We start from the raw sequence: 19,029 nt of genomic DNA on the forward strand, positions 1-19,029 counted from the left end.
GCCCATCGCCGCCCCGGTGCAAGTCCGGGAGGGGCTGGGAGATTTTCCATATGTCGGAAAGACGGCGATGCATCTAGGCGCGCGGTGCGGCAAAAGCAAGTATGCGCTTGGCGGAACGGAAGGCGTGCAGAGGCGGCGCAGCCCCTTCGCTGGCTGCGATGCGCGCTATGCTGCGAGCCTGCAATTCGCGCTGGCGCTTCGTGCAATGATTGCCTAGCGTCGCGCGCCAACGACCACACAATAGCATAACGGGCGCGGCAAACGCGCATTCCTGAGGGGGAACCGACACATCATGGCCACCGATACCGCTGCACAGGTCAGTCTGATCGACCGCGTCACCAACGTTTCCGACTTCATCTGGGGCGGAACCTGGAATGGCGAGGCACTGGGCTGGCTCTCCATCGGCGGGCAACCGATCCCGCCCATGACCCTTATCCTGTTAGGGATCGGCATGTGGATCATGATCGGGCTGCGGTTCTACCCCATCCGCAACCTGTTCAGTGCTTTCAAAGGCTTGTTCGCCGGCCGCAAGAGCGCGGGGCAAGGCGAAATTTCTCCATTCGCAGCACTGTCCACCGCGTTGTCGGGTCAAGTAGGCACCGGTAATCTGGCAGGTGTGGCTACGGCTATCGCGCTGGGCGGGCCGGGTGCGATCTTCTGGATGTGGATCACCGCTCTGGTGGGCATGGCGCTTGCTTTTGCCGAAGGGTCGCTGGCCATCCGCTACCGCGAGAAAACGTCCGACGGCGTCTATCGCGGCGGCCCGATGACCTACATCATGATGGGCCTTGGCAAGAAATGGACCTGGCTCGCCATCCTGTTCTGCCTCGGCACGCTGTTCTCCGCACTAGTTACCGGCAATTCGATCCAGGCCAACGCGATTGCGGACGGCATGAACGAACTGTTCGGGATCGAGGAATGGATCGGCGGGCTGGTCACCGCGATCCTCGTCTTCATCGTCATCATCGGCGGGATCAAGTCCATCGGTAGCGTGGCGGAAAAGATCATCCCGTTCATGGCCGCTGCCTATATCGTGATGGCGGTGCTGGCGCTGATCCTGAACTTTAGCGATCTGCCCGCCACTTTCGGCCTGATTTTCGACGGCGCGTTCAATCCGCAGGCGGCGACCGGCGGCTTTGCCGGGGCGGCCATCATGCTGGCGATCCGTGCCGGCGTTGCGCGCGGGCTGTTCTCGAACGAGGCGGGCCAGGGTTCGACCCCGATCGCCCACGCCGTGGCGCAGACGAACGATCCGGAATCGCAGGGCCGCATGGCCATGCTGGGAACGTTCATCGATACCATCGTGATCTGCACCATGACCGCGCTGGTGATGCTGACCGTGCAAGGCGACTTCACCGCCGGCGGCGAGGCTGTGGCTCATGCGTGGAATTCCGATCTGGAAGGCTTCGCCATGACCAGCGGCGCGTTTGCCGCAGCGTTTCCATTCGAGGTCATCGGTGTGCCCATCGGCACATTGATCGCGTCGATCGCGCTGATCCTGTTCGTCTTCACCACCCTGCTCACCTGGAGCTATTATGGGGAGCGGGCGATTACCTTCATCTACGACCGCGTGCCGGGCTCCACCCGCGGCGGCGAGAAGGTGCTGCACATGATCTGGCGCGTGCTGTGGTGCGTGGTGATCTATCTGGGTTCCACACTCGACCTGACGCTGGTCTGGCGGCTGGGAGACATCGCCAATGCTGCAATGGCATTGCCGAACCTCCTCGCGCTCGCATTGCTGTCGGGAGTGGTGTTCGCCCTGTCTCGCGGGGACCGTACCGCAGGCGCCGATCACCATGCCGATACGCCGGAAGAGCCCGAAGAATATTAAGGCGCTGCAACGAAAAACACCCGGTCGCCATCTCGGCGACCGGGTGGTTCTGTAACTTTAGCAATCAGGTCGGTTAGTTGGCCACGTTGCGCCAACCAGCAACGCCTGCTCTATTTACGCCGATCTCCGGCCGAAGAAGCGCGCCATAAGGCCCGGCTTTTCCATCGGCTGGATCTTGCCGTATTTCATCATGCGATAGGACGCATCGCTATACGGGCGCGGCTGGACCCATCCATCGGGCCGGCTGCTACGGAAGGATACGGACGACATATACAAACTCCCATTATCTGGCCACGGTTGAACGACATAAACGCACGCTTCACCGAACCGGTTCCCGACAAAATGTTTGCAAATGGTTAATCGGGGGGCAGGTGATACTCGAACCTGCACTGCGTCAATTGGTTAAGACAAGACGCAGGCTTCCGAAAAATCCGTTCGGTCAGAAGCCTTGGCTTTCGGGAAGACCGGGGGAACGATAGCGGCGGGGGCGGTCGGGAAAGATGGCAGGAGTGCACGGACTCGAACCGTGGGCCCTCGGTTTTGGAGACCGATGCTCTACCAACTGAGCTACACTCCTGCAGCGGCATCCCGCTATGGACGCGGCATCTACAGGCAGGCTGAAAGCTTGGCAAGAACGTTGCGGCCGGTCTTGTCACACGCCACAAAACCGGCATGACCTTCGACGACATGACTTTCACTTTTGCAACATCGCTGGCGCGCGGGATTGGCCCTGTATGCACGCGGTCGTAACGCCGCCGCCGATTCCCGTCGAAACGCTGCTGCTCGCCTATCGCAGCGGGGTATTTCCGATGTCCGACGGACGCGACGATCCTGAGGTGTTCTGGGTGGAGCCGCGCGAGCGGGCGGTTTTGCCGCTTGGCGGGTTCCGCCTGTCATCCAGCCTTCGCAAGGCATTACGGCAGGACCGGTTCGACGTCAGGATCGATACCGCATTTGCGCAGGTCATGGCGCATTGCGCAGCCCCCCGCCCCGACCATTCCGAAAGCTGGATCAGTCAGCGGATCATGGACAGCTATCAGGACCTCCATCGCGCGGGACACGCCCATTCGCTGGAATGCTGGCAGGATGGCGAGCTGGTGGGCGGGCTGTATGGCGTGTCGTTCGACCGGGTGTTCTGCGGCGAAAGCATGTTCACCCGCGCCGACAATGCCAGCAAGGTTGCGCTGGCATGGCTTGTCGCCCTGATGCGCCGGGCAGGTTTCGGGCTGCTGGACTGCCAGTTCATGACCGATCATCTGGCGTCGTTGGGCGCGGCGGAAATGCCTCAGGCGCATTACGTGAACCAAGTGCGGCAGGCGGGCGGACCGCCCTCGGCCAGCCTACCCGAAGCTTACGCCTCGCTATTGGCAGAAGCGTCCTCATCGTCGTCAGCCTCGTCCGAAGGCGATGCAGGCCTCGCTTCGCCAGGGAAGCTCATCGCGCAGTCCTTGACCCACACGTCGTAAATCGGGTGCTCCACCACGTTGACGCTGGGGCTTTCCTTGAACAGCCAGCCGGAAAAGACGCGCTGCCATTCGTCGTCGGAATCGGCCGAGCGGTTGACAAGCACCTGTACGAATGCGCCTGTTTGCTGCGGACGTTCCCACGGCGCGTGGCGTTCGCAGGCGGAGAGGCGAATGATGACATCGCCCGACCGGACCGAATCGCCCGGCGACATTTCGAAGTCCTGGGTAATGTTGTTGCGCTTGTTGATCAGCCCGATGGTGGCAACGCGCTCCGCCATCGGGGTGGCGCCTTCCACCTGTTCCACCGCAGTGGCGGGCGCGCCGTTCTGACGGGCGATATCCTCTGGCACTTCGGTCGCGCGGGGCTGCGGGTCGGGCGCGTCGCTGTTGCACCCGGCCAAAGCCAGACCGCAAACCAACGCCAGAATTGAAAAGCCACCGGTACGCATCGTCAGCTGTCCGGGGTCCACGCTTCGTAATCACCGACCGCGCGGGCGCGTTTCCCGCCCCGCTCCAGCGCACCTTGCGGGCGATAGGCGGCATCCGTGCCAGTGGCGTTCGGCGTGTGTTCGGTTTCCCAGATCCTGGCTGGCGGAAGATGGCTTTCGGGCACATCGTCGAAACTGCCGTGCAGCCAGCCATGCCATTCGGGCGGCACGCGGCTGGAATCGTTGGCGCCTTCATAGATGACCCAGCGCCGTTCGCGGCCGTCCCCGTGCCGCTTGCTTGCGCGGAAATAGGCGTTGCCCTGCGCGTCCGTACCGACCTTCTCGCCATTGCGTGATGTGTCGAGCATGGTGCCGAAAGTGGCACCATCCCACCAGGTGAATATCTTGCCGAGAAAGCTCATGGCTGCGCGGTTAGCGGATTGCACCCGGTGCGCCAAGAGTTTGGTTGGTCACGCGACCCGCCGCACTGCTGCGTACCTACCATTCCACCTTGTCGCCGGGTTCTATGCCCAGTTCGGCGGCGCGGCCGCCGGCAAGTTCCAGAACGGCGCTGGCCAAACCGACAGATGTAACCGACTCGGTGGAATAGGGCACGGTGTTGGCCGCGATGTTGTTGATCCGCCCATCGGTCCCTACGAAAATGATATCCAGCGGCAGAGGTGTGTTCTTCATCCAAAAACTGCGCACAGTCGGCGTTTCGGATGGGAACAGCATTCCTTCGTTCGGGCCAAGTTCGGTGCGGAACATCAGGCCCTTTGCCTGTTCTTCCGCAGTATCTGCCAACTCCACCCTGAATTGATGGACCGTGTTCCGGTTCGTCACGGTGAGCGGAATGACTTTCAGGCCGGAAACCGGATGGGCGGTATCGGAAACCGCAACATCCTCTACCGGAGTGGCAGCAGGCGAAGGTTGGGTGGAACACGCCGCAAGCGCCAGGCAGGCTGCGATAGCTGCCAGGGTCTTGCCGGGGATGGATACAGCTTTGATCATAACACCATTATCGCGCTATGAGGGTCATTCGTCCAGATAGGCCTGCGCCGCCCATTCTTCCGCAGCAGCTTCGGTAGGCGCATCGAGCACAGCGCGCGCGGTGTCGAAGCCGTGTCCGGCCCGGATCATGCGGGCGAGGTGCTTTTCCCGCATCGGACGGTCGACAGTTGGGCCGAACGGTCCGAAGCGGCGTTTGCGTGCCAGAACCAACGCCGCCTCGCGCCTGGCCGCTTCACCCGGGCTGACTTCTTCGCGGATAGCCTCGTCGATGCCTGCTTGATGGAGAGCCTGTGATACCCGCCGTGCGCCATACCCGCGCCGCAGCAGCCCGCCGGACTTGGCGCGTGCATAAGCCTCGTCGTCGATATAGCCCAGCTCGACGTATTTCTGCGCGAGCGCGGCAGTATCGGGCTGCTCCTCGGCATCCTCGCTCCACCCGCGCTCGCGCAACTTGCGCTGCAAATACTGCTCGAGCTTGTGCGAACTGGTGGAAAACCGGGCGACGTAGGACAAGGCCAGATCGCGCAGGGATGTGGGGTCGAGTGGCTTGGGCGGGCGTTTTTCGCGCCGCTCGCCATATTTCTTCGAAGGCTTGCCGGATGGCTTTCCAAAGGTCATTGGCCTTATTCGTGCCACAAACTCACCCGATTGGACAGCCTGTGCAGTATCTCAAGCTATTCTCCAATAGTACAGGGAGCCAGATGCAGACCGACTGACATGCGGTAAACGCGCCGTTCACCGCTACAGGTCTGCAATGACGACATGAACGATATTTCCCTAAAAACCAAAGATGCAGCGGCTTTCCAGCCCACCCCAAACAATTGCCCCCTGCCCCGGCGTCGCAGCGATTTCGCGACTTTTACAGATGCGATGAATTACGCCGCGACCAGTCAGAAGGGCCTCAATTTCCACGATATGCGCGGCAAGCTGGAGCGGGCCTATCCTTACGCCGAACTGCGCAGCGATGCGTTGGCGCAGGCACACAGATTGCTGGCGGCGGGCCTGAATAAGGGTGACCGGCTGGCGCTGGTGGCAGAAACCAGCCCGGAATTCGCGGCCCTGTTCTGCGGCGCGGTCTATGCCGGTATCTGGCCGGTGCCCCTCCCTTTGCCCACGACCTTCGGCGGCAAGGACAGCTATGTCGACCAGATTGCCGTGCAGCTGGCGAGTTCCGACCCGCAGATGCTGATCTATCCGCCCGACATCGCCGACATGGCGAAGACCGCCGCCGATCGTCAGGGCTGCGACGGGGCCGATTGGGACAGTTTTTCCGCGACCGACGCTCCGGAAGCCGACTTGCCCGAAGCGCTGCCGGAGGATATCTGCTACCTCCAATATTCCAGCGGCTCGACCCGGTTTCCCACGGGCGTCGCGGTTACGCACGAGGCGCTCCTCGACAATCTGCGCGGGCATGCCGTGGCGATGGATGTCGGGATGAACGACCGCGTCGTGAGCTGGCTGCCCTGGTATCACGATATGGGGCTGGTCGGCTGTTTCCTGTCGCTCATTTCCAACCAGGTTTCGGGCGACTATCTCAAGACCGAACACTTCGCCCGCCGCCCACTGGCGTGGCTCAGCCTAATCAGCCGCAACGAAGGCACCACGCTCAGTTATTCGCCCACATTCGGTTACGATATCTGCGCGCGGCGCGTATCCAGCCAGACGCATGTAGCGGACAAGTTCGACCTTTCCCGCTGGCGCACGGCAGGCAACGGTGCGGACATGATCCGCCCCGACGTGATGCAGAATTTCGTCAATGCCTTTGCCGAGGCAGGCTTCCAGGCGAATGCCTTCACTCCCAGCTATGGTCTGGCAGAAGCGACGCTGGCCGTCACCGTGATGCCTCCGCGCGAAGGTATCCGGGTCGAGCTGGTCGAGGAAGAACGCCTGTCAGGGGCCGAACGCGACCTCAGCCGGCCTGCCCGCTACCGCGCGATCGTGAATTGCGGGAAGGCGGTGGAAGGCATGGAAGTGCAGATCCGCGGCGAAGGCGATACCATCCGGGCCGACCATCAAATCGGCAAGGTCTGGTGCCGCGGAAAAAGCGTGATGCACTCCTATTTCCGCGATCCCGACGCGACTGCCGAATGCCTGGTAGGCGGCTGGCTGGACACTGGCGACATGGGTTACATGGTGGACGGATATCTGTTCATCGTCGGCCGTGCCAAGGACATGATCATCATCAACGGCAAGAACCACTGGCCGCAGGATATCGAATGGGCGGTGGAGCAGCTTCCCGGCTTCAACCACGGCGACATCGCTGCCTTCTCGGTCGAAACCGAAGGCGAGGAAGCGCCGGCTGTGCTGGTCCACTGCCGGGTCAGCGGCGACAGCGAACGGCGCGAATTGCGCGATCAGATCCGCGACAAGGTACGCTCCATCACCGGCATGAATTGCGTGGTGGAACTGGTCCCCCCGCGCAGCCTGCCCCGTACCAGTTCGGGCAAGCTGAGCCGTGCCAAGGCCAAACGCCTCTATCTTTCCGGCGAGATACAACCGCTCGATCTGGCCGCCTGACTTTACGTCGCGCGCGTCTCTTGCAGACCGTGTCTTAGCATCCTAATACAGTTGGAACTGCTTTTACGGAGTATCGACGCGCCATGGATCCCGAACCCCAAGCCGCCAGCCCAACAGGGGCCGCTGCCAAACCCGTAGCGACCACCGCGCCCGTCAGCGATTTCGACCTGACGCCGCCCGATCCGGTGCCGGTAGTGGCACCCGAAAAGGCCGCCGGCCTGGTGCCGGTGGGCGAGGAGGTGAAGTCCAAGCTCGACACGAAGGTCGACGGCTTCATCGATGATCTGGTGGCGCAGGATGCCAATTCACCCGAGTTTGGCAAGAAGGTCGATCAGCTGACGAATATGGGCCGCAAGCAGCTGGCGGCCGCGGCACAGATGTCCAACCGCTTCCTCGACCGGCCGATCCGGGCGATGGACCAGGACAGCGGTGTGGGTGCCGATCTGGCGGAATTGCGGCGCACGGTGGAGGATCTCGATCCCGGTCGGAAGGGCAAGCTAACGCCGCGCAAGCTGTTCGGAATCATTCCGTTCGGCAACCGGGTGAAGAAGTATTTCGACGGCTACACCAGTGCGCAGGGCCACATCCAAGCCATCCTCCAACGGTTGGAAGGCGGCAAGGACGAACTGGTTTTCGACAACGCCACCATTGATGAAGAACGGCGCAAGCTGTGGGACGCGATGGGCGAGCTGGAACAGATGATCTACATCTCCAAGACGCTGGACGAGCGGCTGGAGGAAAAAGCGGTCGAACTCGACGCAACAGACCCCGCCAAGGCCAAGGCCCTGCGGGAAAGCGCGCTGTTCTACGTGCGGCAACGCACCCAGGACCTGCTTACCCAGATGGCAGTGAGCGTGCAGGGCTACCTCGCGCTCGACATGGTCAAGAAGAACAACGTCGAACTGGTGAAGGGCGTGGATCGTGCCAGCACCACCACCGTGGGAGCACTCCGCACCGCAGTCACCGTGGCGCAGGCAATGACGAATCAGCGGCTGGTGCTGCAACAGATCACGTCGCTGAACGAGACGACGGCCGGTATCATCGATTCCACCGGCACCCTGCTGCGCGAACAGACTGGCAAGATCCACGAACAGGCCGCCAGCAGCACGATCCCGCTGGAAACGCTGCAAAAGGCGTTCCAGAACGTCTATGACACGATGGACGAGGTGGACCAGTTCAAGCTGAAGGCGCTCGACAGCATGAAGCAGACGGTCACCACGCTTTCCAGCGAGGTGGAGAAGTCCAAGGGCTACATCGCGCGGGCCGAGGGGCAGGCGCAGGCGGCCAAGCTGGCCGCACCCGAAAGCGACCTGTTGAGCATCGAGAATTGAGGAACGCGGACTGATGGGCGACCTCACCAGCAATTCCGATCGGTTGATTCAGGAAGCGCGCATCGTCCGCGACGACAATCGTGCAGGCGGACGTCACCGGCGGAATATAGGCGCCAGCATCGGCGCGGGATCGGCAGCCCTCAAACGCAAGGCATTCCTGAAAACGATCCGCAACCTGTCCATCGTGACCCTGATGGTCCTGGTTGGCGCGATAGTTGTCGGCATGGTCATCAACGGCTTGGGTTTCGGCGGCATCGTGACGACCGCTCTGGTGCTACTGGCAGCCTGGCTTGCCGTCGGAATGCTGGGCAAGGTTAAGATCCCCAAGCGCGCAGAACTCAACAAGGGCAATGTGCAGCAAATGGTCGGCCGCACGGAATTATGGCTGGAAGCGCAGCGCCCCGCCCTCCCGGCACCGGCCGCCGATCTGGTGACCGACATGGGCGTGCAGCTCGACACGCTGGGCCTGCAGCTGGAAAAGGTCGATCAAAACCACCCTGCCGCGCACAAAGTCCGCAAGCTGGTGGGCGAGGATCTGCCGGAAATGATTGACGGCTACCGCAGCATCCCTGAAACCATGCGATATGAACAACAGGGCGGCAGCAGCGATACGCTAAGCCCGACGCACAAGCTGGTAAAGGGAATGGAGTTGATCCGGGACGAAATCAACAGCGTAAACCGCCAACTGGCGCAAGGCTCGATCGACGATCTGTCGATCCGCACCCGCTATCTCGATTACAAATATGGCGCGACGCCGGTGGACGATCATGTCGGCGGCCACAGCAACGGGGATACGACGTCGCTTTCGTCCCCTGCAAAAGGTACCAGCTGATGCGCGTAGCAGTCCCGCATAATTTGCCGAAAGAGGAAGTGCGCCGGCGCATGTCGGAACGAATTCCGGAACTTCAGAACCACCTTCCCGGCGGAGTGGCGAACGTTCACCATAGCTGGAAGGACGAAGACACGATGAACCTGTCGGTGCAGGCCATGGGCCAGCAGGTGGGCGGTACCATCGAGGTGGCGGAAGGCCAGTTGATCGTCGACATGGACGTGCCGCCCGCGCTCAGTTTCTTCAAACCATTGATCGAACGCGGAATACGCGATCGTGGTCAGAAACTGCTCGGCCCCACATAGGTGAAGTTCCCTTAACCACGACTATTGGCGCGAATTAATTTAGTTTAACTTGCCAGCGAATACTAGGCGCTGCCCTCGAACGGCCTTTGCTCTTCGCAGGCAAGCTGCTAGACCACGATCCTGGTGGGCATTCTGTTGGACGGGTGCGAGAAGGAAATTCCAATTGAGCCGTGATACGGGCCGCAAGCAATTGCGTACCATACTTAGGCGCGAAACGATCGCGTTACATGACCGGCTGGACCGGGCAATATCGCGGTTCGATCGAACCACGGTGGCAGGATATGCGCGCTTCCTGAAAATTCAGTATGCCGCCCGCAAGGGGGCCGAAGACTGGGCCGGACAGATGCTACCGCACGCGCTGTGCCCGCCGCCCTTGGCCAGTCTTATCAGCGCCGATCTTACCCAGCTTGGCCGTTCAATGCCGGAGGCGGAACATACCGCGATACTGGCTGGCATTGATACCTCGTCACAATCGGCGGCATTGGGTGCGGCCTGGGTGCTCGCGGGATCATCTCTGGGTAACCGGATGATGCTGCGCCAAGTGTGCGATGCCGCGCCGCAAATGCCTGTCGCGTTCCTGTCCGATCCTGCAATGCCGCAATTCTTCGCCCGGTTGCGGCCGTTGCTGGAGGAGGATGTGCGCGATCCTGCCCCCGCCATCAGGTCGGCCACGGCGATGTTCGAACATTTCGTGCAAGTTGCACTAGCGGATGAAAGGCTGGCGGCATGACCGATCCGCTCGACCAGCTCGACCTTACCGATTGCGACCGGGAACCCATCCACGAACTGGGTTACGTGCAGGATTTCGGCGCCTTGCTTGCCATCAACAGCGATTGGGAAATCGTTCAGCATTCGCAGAACGCGTCCGCGATTGCAGGGACGGATGCGGATCTTGGCGCTGGCACGTCGTTGACAGAAGTTCTCTCGCCGGACGCTGCAACGGCGATCCGGAAAGCTGTGGCAGCGCTCGGCAAGGCGGATGAGGTGCAGCGCGTGTTCGGGATCGATCTGGTCGGTTCGGGCAAGTTGTTCGATTGCGCGATCCATGCCAGCGGCGATCTCGTCCTGATCGAATACGAAGCTCACGAAGCGCAATCCTACGCCTCCGACATGGGCGGTTTGCGGCGCATGATGCTGGTGGTCGAGGAAGAAAGCACGGTCGAGAAAATCTGCCAGGCTGCGGCCGAGCAATTGAAGGATTTGCTCGGTTTCGACCGGGTAATGGTGTATCAGTTCCGTGACGACCATAGCGGCGAGGTCATCGCCGAGGCACTTGAGCCCGGGTTGGAAACCTATACCGGGCTGCGCTACCCGAAAAGCGATATTCCGGTGCAGGCCCGCGCGCTGTATCTGCGCAACCTGTTCCGCATCATTTCCGATATCGACGGGCAACGCATTCCCATCGTGCCACCGCTGACACCGTCCGGCACGCCGCTGGATCTTTCGATGAGCACGCTGCGCGCAGTTTCGCCAGTGCACCTTCTGTATCTGCGTAATATGGGCGTGCAGGCCTCGCTTTCGATATCGATCGTCGTGCGGGGCGAATTGTGGGGTCTGTTCGCCTGCCACCACTACGAACGCCGCGTACTGCCTTATGCCAGCCGGTCAGCTGCCGAACTTTTTTCGCAGCTATTTTCGATGTTCCTGGATCGTACCATCACAGATGAAAAGGCCCGGACAACCGAACGCGGTCGCGTGCTGCACAACGACCTGATGGGGGAACTTGCAGAAGGCAAACCGCTGACGGAGGAGCTTCCGCGGATCGACGCGCTGATTAGCGAAGTCATCCCGCATGATGGCTCCAGCATCTATCTGGACGGCAGATATACCGCCCGGGGTCATGCACCTGACGAACAGCAATTTGCGGCCCTGCTTCCAGCGCTCGAGAAGCTGACATCCTCCCAGGTTGTTGCTACAGATCATATCGCAAACGAATTCCCCGAAGCCGCTCCGATTGCTCAGGTCGCGGCAGGCGCGTTGATCATTCCCACGTCCCGCGCCTCACGGGACTACCTTATTCTGTGGCGCCGCGAGCTGGTGCAGACGGTTACCTGGGCGGGCAATCCCGACAAGGCCGTAACTGCAGCCGCTGATGGCGGACAGCTGACGCCGCGGTCGAGCTTCGCAGAATGGAAACAGTCGCGCGAAGGGCATAGTGAAAGCTGGAGCGAAGCCGACTTGCAGATCGCCGAAAGCCTGCGCCAGACGCTGGTCGAGGTGGTGCTGCGCCTGCAGGACGAGGCATCGCAGTTCAAGGATCGCGCGCAACAGCAGCAGGATCTCCTGATCGCGGAACTCAACCACCGCGTGCGAAACATCCTGAACCTGATCCGTAGCCTGCTGGGGCAATCCCGCGACGAAGCGACAGATATCGGCAGTTTCATCGATATCGTCGGCGGCAGGATCGGCGCGCTGGCATCTGCGCATGACAACATCACCCGCAAGAATTGGTCACCGGCTTCCATCAAGGAATTGATCGATAACGAAGCCGATGCCTATCTGAAGGTTGAGGACGACCGCGTCCGCGTTACCGGCGAAGACATGCTGATCGCGCCGGAAGCCTACACTGTGCTGGCGCTGGTCGTGCATGAAATGATGACCAATTCGGCCAAATATGGCTCGTTGTGTGATTCCAGCGGCAAACTGCAGATTGCACTATCTCGTACAGCGGACAGCGATTTGTCGATCGGCTGGCAGGAAATCGGCGGGCCATCGGTCAGGGCACCGACCCGGCGCGGCTTTGGCAGCACCATTATCGAACGGTCCATACCGTTTGAGCTAAAGGGTGAGGCTGAAATCAGCTACCCTGAAACCGGTGTGGAAGCGACATTCGTAATCCCAGCCCGGTTCCTTACCGACATGACCGATGAAGAGCGCGATGCTGCCGACGAGAAGGAAATTGCAATGCCTTCCGAAATTGCCGCGCCCTCCTTGCCAAACCATGTGCTGCTGGTCGAAGACAGTATGATTATCGCCATGGATGCGGAAGATATGTTCGGGTCGCTAGGCGTGAAACAAGTATCCACCGCCGCCAGTGTTCAGTCCGCCATGGCTGTGATCGAGGAGTCTGCTCCGGATTTCGCGTTGCTGGACTTCAACCTTGGCAGCGAAACAAGCGAAGCCATCGCGGATGAACTGCGCGAACGTTCGATCCCGTTCTACTTCGCCACAGGCTATGGTGATGGCGAAGGCATTCTGGGCGAAAAGGGCGCGCTGGGTGTGCTGACCAAACCTTACGGCAAGGACGATCTTGCGCGCGTTCTGGAAATTTACGGCGCAGGCTGAGTCTGGCCGATTTACGCAGTGTCTCGTGTGGGACAGGCCCGCACAGTAGTTTTTCCGGAAACAAACTTGGTATCGTTCAACGGCTGGGCAAGTCCGTATCGCTACCAGCCAACTTGCCGACATCCTGCGCGCGATCCATCGCAGTGATCAGGACACGGCCATTATCGACCACGACCACGATATTTTCGCAGCCCTGCACCGTTACATCCGTCCCGTCGCTGTCGATGGCTACATTATGACAATCCACCAGCTTCGCCGGACCCGAAACGGAATTGCCCGCATCGTCGTGAGGGCGCGCCTCGTGAAGCGCTCGCCAGTTTCCAATATCCGACCATCCCATGGAAACGGGCACCATTGCGGCGCGCTGAGTATTTTCCATCACTGCGTAATCGATACTCTCGCCGGTGATGGCCTTGAAGGCATCGGCATCCGGTAATATTAGATGATCTTCGCGGCGCGCACCAGCGGCAGCCTGCTGGGCGAGTGATGCCATGCCGGGGCGCAAATCGCGCAATTCGTCGAGCAGATGTCCTGCGCGGAAAGCGAAAATACCGCCGTTCCAGCTGAACCCGCCATCCACAATGAACGCCTCGGCCAATGCAGCGTCTGGTTTCTCCACGAACCGCTTCACGGTATAGCCGCCCGGCACCGCTTCGCCCTGTTGGATATAGCCATAACCTGTTTCGGGCGCGGTCGGTTCGATCCCGAACGCAACCAGATAGTCCTCACCCGCCAACTGGGCAGCGGTGGCGGCGGCATCGCGAAAGGCGTTTGCATCGGCGATGTGATGGTCGCTGGGACAGACCAGCATGATGGCTTCGGGCGGCAACAATGCGGCGGCCAAAGCGATAGCGGGCGCGGTGTTGCGCCCTTCGGGCTCCACCACGATCCGCGCTTCTTCGCCATGGTCACCCCATTGCCCCTCGATCAGCGCGACATGGTCGGCACCCGCCACAATTATCGGCGGCGCAAACGGTCCAGGCGCGGTACAGCGGTCAAGCGTGCGCTGGAAGAGGCTACGGCTTCCAAGCAACGGCAGGAAGGGCTTGGGCCGGTTCTTGCGGCTCCGCGGCCACAAGCGCGTACCATGGCCGCCGCACAGGATGACGGGATGAATAGAGGTCATTGTGCGCAGTAAATACCACGCGGCTGTTGCCGACAAGTTACCGGGCCAATGCAATTTCCACCGGCGACCACATGGACGCCATAACCGGCAGCACGATCAGAACCAGCGCTGTTGCCAATAAAACGGCGCGGCGATCGGATTGCCATTGCTGTCGCTTGCCGGTTTGAAGCGCAGGCGATCCACCACCAGCTGGCAGGTTAGCCGATCTGCCTCGGGATCGGGACTTGCGCGAAAGATGCTGCAATTGGACGCTCGCCCATCCACGCCCACCGTCACTTTCACGGTAACCTTGTTGCCGCGCCGGGCCTGCCTTCCGCCTTCCGGAATGGGATAATCGCGCACGTTGTCGATCCCGCCCGAGATATGTTGGGGCTTGGTGACTGCAACCGGCGGGCGGGCATTGCCGGCCCCGTCACCGCCCTGCCCGCCGCCGGTACCAAGGCCCGTCCCAGCCGCGCCGGTTCCGCTACCCTGATCGGCCGCACCCGACGTATCTGCGGTGCCGGTGGAAGTCGCCTTGGGCATGGGCTTGGACGGCTTGATCACTACCTTTGGTTCGGGAGCGGCGACGGGCTTGGCCACAGCCTCGCGGCCGGGATCACCTTGCGCACCCTCGTCCGGTTCCGGCTCCACTTCGGGTGGTGGTGGCACTTCTTCCTCGGGGGCAGTGATATTGACTGTGAAGGCGGAGACCACGGAGCGCTCGACGGAGCCAGTCATTTCCGGCGCAAAGGCTTTCGCCAGTCCGTACATCGCCAGAATATGCAGCAATATGATCGCCGTTATGGTGAGCGGGCGCGGCTTTTGCCGGATGGTGGAATAACTGCCTTCACGCGCCATGGCTGTAACAAACCCTTAACCGGACCATAGGTCCTGATACTACCTGCGCCCGGATCGCGCGCCGGCTCTCTATAACCTTCACAGAAGGGATATGCGATGCAGGCGGGCAAGGAAATGGGCAGCAAGGCTGGACGCGGGATATCCGCGCCGATCGCGCTGTCTGCCCCTAAGCTGGCAGCGGCGGCGCTGGCGGGCGGTGCCGTGTTCGGTCTGCTGGCCTATCTTGGGATCGATCTCACTCGCGGCGAGGGCCGGTTCGCAGCCGTATGGCTACCCAATGCGATTGCCGTGGCGTTCCTGTTGCGTGTGCGCCTGAAGGGAGAGAACATATTTCTGGCCGCGCTATGGCTGGGTAATGTCTCGGCAAACCTTGTTGTGGGCGACAGTATATACCGGGCGGCCGGACTGGCCAGTTGCAATTCGGTGGAAATTATCGTCGCCCTGGCCCTGACCCGGCGCGTTATTTCTGCACGACCGGATATGCGGCAGATTGGCGACCTGGCCTGGTTCTCCTTGGCAGCCGGTATCGTGGCACCGATGATTTCGGCAACCCTGGCGACGATGGTGCTCGCCTCCGGTGCGGGCGTGAATCTTGGCAATTGGGCACGATGGGCGCTGGCTGACGGGTTAGGGATGATCGTCATCGCCCCCACAATTCTCGTAATAGGTGACGCGCTCCGCCATCCTCGAATACCTTCGCCGGGACGGATGATCGAATGGGCCGTCATAACGCTGGCTGGAATTTTGGTTACCTGCGCGGTTTTCTTCCAATCTACCTATCCATTGTTGTTCCTGATCGGTCCGGTCATGCTGGCCCATGCTTTCCGGCTCGGAGTTCTGGGTACGGCGTTCGCGATTATCAACGTGGCCGTCATCGCCAGTCTGGCGACAGTGTACGGCTATGGGCCGATTACTCTGGTCGAGGACTCCCTTGGATCGCAATTGCTGACCTTGCAGGGGTTTGTTGCGTCGAGCTTCCTTGTCGGCCTGCCGGTTGCCGCGGTCCTGCATCGCCGCCGCGCGATTTTGAAGGATTTGCGCGACCGCGAAGCATTGCTGTCCATGCTGACCGACAATATCACCGATGCCGTAATCAGGTACGATAGCAATCGCATCGCCACCTATGCTTCCCCGTCTGCCCGCGACGTTCTCGGGCGCGATCCCGAAGACCTTCTCGACAAGACCGCCAATGGCGATGTGCACGAGGATTCCCACGGGGCGATCTCGGATGTGCTGGAACGGCTGTACTCGGGTGAAGTAGAAACAGAACGCTTTACCTTTCGCCGGCTCATGGATGGTGCGGATGGAAAGCCGCAATGGCTGGAGGCCGACTGCGCCACCACACTCGATGCCGACACGGGCAAGGTTTCCGGTCTGGTCGTATCAGCCCGCAACGTGACGCACCGCGTGGAACTGGAAGCGCAATTGATCCGCGCACGCCGCCATGCCGAAAACGCAGCGCAATCCAAATCACAGTTCCTGGCCAATATGAGCCACGAAATCCGCACGCCTATGAACGGCGTACTAGGGTTTGCCGATCTGTTGCTGAAAAGCGATCTCGGCACCAAGGAACAGGAATATGCGGACCTGATCTTTGAAAGCGGTAACACCATGATGGCGCTGCTCAACGATATCCTCGATGTATCGAAAATCGAAGCCGGTCAGATCGTGATTACCGATGCGGCTGTCGATCTGGAACATCTGCTCGACGGCTGTCTCAAGCTTCATACGGCAAATGCGCGCAGCAAGGGGCTGGAGCTGATACTGGATTGGGACAGTTCGCTGCCCCCTCGCATCACAACCGATCCGCTGCGCCTGCGCCAGATCGTCCTCAACCTGCTTGGCAACGCGATCAAGTTTACGGAGAAGGGCCGGGTCGTGCTGTCTGCGCGACCGCAGGATCAGCTGCTGACGATCAAAGTGACCGATAGCGGTATCGGAATTCCCGAAGACAGGCTGGACGATATCTTCCGCCCGTTCGAACAGGCCGACGGGGCCACCTCGCGCCGGTATGGCGGGACCGGTCTTGGCCTCACCATCAGCCGTCAGCTGGCCGGTCTGCTCGGCGGAACGCTGGATGCTGAAAGCCGCAATGGCAGGGGTTCGGTTTTCGCCCTCACCCTGCCCTTGGTCGAGGCCGATACAGGCGCTGCAATGCTCGGGGCCGACGCACCAACGCATCAGGCCGACACCGTGCGTGGCGACGTGATCCCGACCCCCGGAGACGAGCCGTATATGGACGAGAATACCATGCCGCGTGCCAACATTCTGCTGGCCGAAGATCATGACATCAACCGGATGCTGGTCTGCGCCATGCTGGAACGGTGCGGGCAGTATGTGACCATCGCGGAGAACGGCAATCAGGCCATTGCCGCGATTGCCGATGCGCGCGGCGCAGGCGAGCCATTCGATCTGGTGCTGATGGATATCCAGATGCCCGAATGCGATGGTTACGATGCCACACGCGCCATTCGCGCGGCTGGCATCTCACCGCAGGAATTGCCGATCATCGCCCTCACCGCCAACGCCTTTCCGGAAGATGTGGCTGCGACCAAGGCTGTCGGAATGCAGGCTCATCTGGCAAAGCCGCTGGTCTTTCAAGATCTTGTCACCACCCTCCAGCGCTGGTTGCCGACCCGCATCATCGAAGAGGCCGAGTTGCCGCGAAGGCGCTACGACGACTTACCGATCCCTGCCGTAAAGCACGGGCCAGGCAACCTGTCGCAGCCGAACAGCGGTAACCCGCCGCTCTCCACCAAGCCAAAATCTGGCGGGCACTCGCCAGCTGGACCGGCTGCGCATGATGCTTTGCAGGAAAAGTGGCACCAGCGGCGCGCCGAAGCCCTGGACGCGGTGGCCGACGCCATCCGCACAGGAACATTGGAAGGCGTCGATCTCGATGCGCTCGCATCGACCATTCACAAGTTGGCAGGGACCGCAGGAATGTTCGGCGAAACCGAGCTGGGAGAGAAAGCGGCTGCGCTGGAGCGTGCCCTGCGCGCGCAGGTATCGGGGCAGGTTCGCCGGCAATTGGCCGAAGAACTGCTGCAAGCCGCCTGACACCATCTACGGCCAGTATGTCTGCCCCTGTCAGCCAAGCCCCGTCAGTCAAGCCCCATCAGTCAGACTAGCCCAATTTCGCGCAGGCGCTTGGCCAGAAAGTCATGCGCGGTGATCGGCTTGGCGAGCCGGTCCCCCGGCGCAACGCATTGCGGCAGGGCTTCGATCAGAAAGTCGGGGCGGAAATGCAAGAAAAACGGCATGGAATAGCGTGACCGCCGCGCCGCTGCTCCTCCGGGATTGACTACGCGGTGCCGGGTCGAGCGCAGGCGACCATTGGTGAGCCGTTCCAGCATATCACCGATATTCACAACCAGCGCCCCGGCTGGCGGGTTCACAGCGAGCCATTCGCCGTCCTTTGTCTGAAGTTCCAACCCGGCCTCCTGCGCCCCCAGCAGCAAAGTGATGGTGTTGATATCCCCATGCGCCGCCGCGCGCACAGCACCGGCAGGCAGGTCATCGGGCAAAGGAGGATAATGCAACACGCGTAGCACGGAATTGCCATCGCGTACCGGATCTTCGAACCAGCTTTGCGGCAAACCCAGATGGATCGCGATGGCAGCCAGTATGCGCGCCCCTGCCGCCTCGAATGCGGTGTAAAGGGCGCGGAATGTTGCGGCGAATTCGGGCAGTTGTTCAGGCCAGACGTTTTCCGGCATTCCCCACGCGAGCGGATGGTTTGCGCCCAACTCTCGTCCGATATGCCAGAATTCTTTCAAGTCATGGACCCGCGCGTCCTTCGCCTTTTCGGTACCGAACGGGGTATAGCCCCGGGCCCCGCCCGTTCCGGGGCGATGGCCGGACATCTTTTCGCTTTCGGACAAGGCGAACAAATCTTGAGCCAGCTGTTCCGCCCGTGCGATCAGGCCTGCATCTATGGCGTGATCCTCGACCACTGCGAAACCGGTTTCGGCGAAACCCTGCCCCAGCGTGGCCGCCAGTTCCGCAAGTGGCCGCTCCAGCGAAACCGTAGCGATCCGGATGTCGGCGCCAGTCATCG

At 61.2% G+C, this 19,029-nt stretch carries 16 protein-coding genes and 1 tRNA gene; 9 read left to right on the forward strand and 8 right to left on the reverse strand.

What is annotated here, in order from left to right; translation table 11 throughout:
- The first annotated feature begins 292 nt into the window (after positions 1 to 292).
- Entirely contained in the window at positions 293 to 1,831 is a 1,539-nt protein-coding gene (locus HME9302_RS09025; protein ID WP_115366744.1) for an alanine/glycine:cation symporter family protein, read from the forward strand.
- A gap of 501 nt (positions 1,832 to 2,332) precedes the next feature.
- On the opposite strand, the gene HME9302_RS09030 is transcribed toward HME9302_RS09025, so the two are convergent.
- Positions 2,333 to 2,408 (reverse strand) — tRNA-Trp (locus HME9302_RS09030).
- Between the two features lie 157 nt (positions 2,409 to 2,565).
- On the opposite strand from HME9302_RS09030, the gene aat reads away from it, so the two are divergent.
- On the forward strand, positions 2,566 to 3,297 hold the full coding sequence (gene aat, locus HME9302_RS09035; protein WP_115366745.1) for a leucyl/phenylalanyl-tRNA--protein transferase: 732 nt from the start codon (positions 2,566 to 2,568) through the stop codon (positions 3,295 to 3,297).
- Here the strand turns inward: aat and HME9302_RS09040 are convergent.
- The 4 genes from HME9302_RS09040 to HME9302_RS09055 form a co-directional block, all read right to left on the reverse strand.
- Positions 3,183 to 3,746, reverse strand: coding sequence for a DUF2155 domain-containing protein (locus HME9302_RS09040; RefSeq protein WP_147270796.1), 564 nt, complete (start codon positions 3,744 to 3,746; stop codon positions 3,183 to 3,185). The two genes, aat and HME9302_RS09040, sit on opposite strands and share 115 nt — an antisense overlap.
- Before the next feature lie 2 nt (positions 3,747 to 3,748).
- Positions 3,749 to 4,147 carry an NADH:ubiquinone oxidoreductase subunit NDUFA12 gene (locus HME9302_RS09045; protein ID WP_115366746.1) on the reverse strand — a complete coding sequence of 133 codons (399 nt, stop codon included), beginning with the start codon at positions 4,145 to 4,147 and terminating at the stop codon, positions 3,749 to 3,751.
- Between the two features lie 76 nt (positions 4,148 to 4,223).
- Positions 4,224 to 4,736, reverse strand: a complete 513-nt coding sequence (locus HME9302_RS09050; protein WP_115366747.1) for a DUF192 domain-containing protein — start codon at positions 4,734 to 4,736, stop codon at positions 4,224 to 4,226.
- Positions 4,737 to 4,760: 24 nt separating this feature from the next.
- Positions 4,761 to 5,354, reverse strand: a complete 594-nt coding sequence (locus tag HME9302_RS09055) for a regulatory protein RecX (protein WP_115366748.1) — start codon at positions 5,352 to 5,354, stop codon at positions 4,761 to 4,763.
- 144 nt (positions 5,355 to 5,498) lie between these two features.
- On the opposite strand from HME9302_RS09055, the gene HME9302_RS09060 reads away from it, so the two are divergent.
- The 6 genes from HME9302_RS09060 (at position 5,499) to HME9302_RS09085 (ending at position 13,003) form a co-directional block, all read left to right on the forward strand.
- A complete protein-coding gene (locus HME9302_RS09060; RefSeq protein WP_115366749.1) occupies positions 5,499 to 7,253 on the forward strand; it encodes a fatty acyl-AMP ligase in 1,755 nt (584 codons plus the stop codon).
- Positions 7,254 to 7,336: 83 nt separating this feature from the next.
- The gene (locus HME9302_RS09065) at positions 7,337 to 8,584 is read left to right on the forward strand and encodes a toxic anion resistance protein (RefSeq protein WP_115366750.1); all 1,248 of its coding nucleotides are present in this window, start codon (positions 7,337 to 7,339) and stop codon (positions 8,582 to 8,584) included.
- Positions 8,585 to 8,597: 13 nt separating this feature from the next.
- Positions 8,598 to 9,416 (forward strand): hypothetical protein, encoded by an 819-nt coding sequence (locus tag HME9302_RS09070; RefSeq protein ID WP_181815724.1) that lies wholly within the window; start codon positions 8,598 to 8,600, stop codon positions 9,414 to 9,416.
- Complete coding sequence (locus HME9302_RS09075; protein ID WP_115366751.1) at positions 9,416 to 9,718, forward strand: polyhydroxyalkanoic acid system family protein; 303 nt, start codon at positions 9,416 to 9,418, stop codon at positions 9,716 to 9,718. Before HME9302_RS09070 ends, HME9302_RS09075 begins: the two co-directional genes overlap by 1 nt.
- Positions 9,719 to 9,881: 163 nt before the next feature.
- Positions 9,882 to 10,448 carry a biliverdin-producing heme oxygenase gene (locus tag HME9302_RS09080; RefSeq protein WP_115366752.1) on the forward strand — a complete coding sequence of 189 codons (567 nt, stop codon included), beginning with the start codon at positions 9,882 to 9,884 and terminating at the stop codon, positions 10,446 to 10,448.
- Complete coding sequence (locus HME9302_RS09085) at positions 10,445 to 13,003, forward strand: HWE histidine kinase domain-containing protein (RefSeq protein WP_115366753.1); 2,559 nt, start codon at positions 10,445 to 10,447, stop codon at positions 13,001 to 13,003. The genes HME9302_RS09080 and HME9302_RS09085 overlap by 4 nt, the downstream gene beginning before the upstream one ends.
- A gap of 76 nt (positions 13,004 to 13,079) precedes the next feature.
- Here HME9302_RS09085 and HME9302_RS09090 read toward each other — a convergent pair whose 3' ends face one another.
- Together HME9302_RS09090 and HME9302_RS09095 are read right to left on the reverse strand one after the other, a co-directional pair.
- A complete protein-coding gene (locus tag HME9302_RS09090; RefSeq protein ID WP_115366754.1) occupies positions 13,080 to 14,129 on the reverse strand; it encodes a mannose-1-phosphate guanylyltransferase in 1,050 nt (349 codons plus the stop codon).
- A 96-nt stretch (positions 14,130 to 14,225) separates the two neighbouring features.
- The gene (locus HME9302_RS09095; protein WP_115366755.1) at positions 14,226 to 14,969 is read right to left on the reverse strand and encodes a TonB family protein; all 744 of its coding nucleotides are present in this window, start codon (positions 14,967 to 14,969) and stop codon (positions 14,226 to 14,228) included.
- Positions 14,970 to 15,065: 96 nt separating this feature from the next.
- On the opposite strand from HME9302_RS09095, the gene HME9302_RS09100 reads away from it, so the two are divergent.
- On the forward strand, positions 15,066 to 18,029 hold the full coding sequence (locus tag HME9302_RS09100; RefSeq protein ID WP_115366756.1) for an MASE1 domain-containing protein: 2,964 nt from the start codon (positions 15,066 to 15,068) through the stop codon (positions 18,027 to 18,029).
- Between the two features lie 62 nt (positions 18,030 to 18,091).
- Here HME9302_RS09100 and HME9302_RS09105 read toward each other — a convergent pair whose 3' ends face one another.
- The gene (locus HME9302_RS09105) at positions 18,092 to 19,027 is read right to left on the reverse strand and encodes an isopenicillin N synthase family dioxygenase (protein WP_115367623.1); all 936 of its coding nucleotides are present in this window, start codon (positions 19,025 to 19,027) and stop codon (positions 18,092 to 18,094) included.
- Between the last annotated feature and the right edge of the window lie 2 nt (positions 19,028 to 19,029).

Origin of the sequence: Alteripontixanthobacter maritimus (genome assembly GCF_003340475.1) — a bacterium.
Lineage (GTDB): Bacteria > Pseudomonadota > Alphaproteobacteria > Sphingomonadales > Sphingomonadaceae > Alteripontixanthobacter > Alteripontixanthobacter maritimus.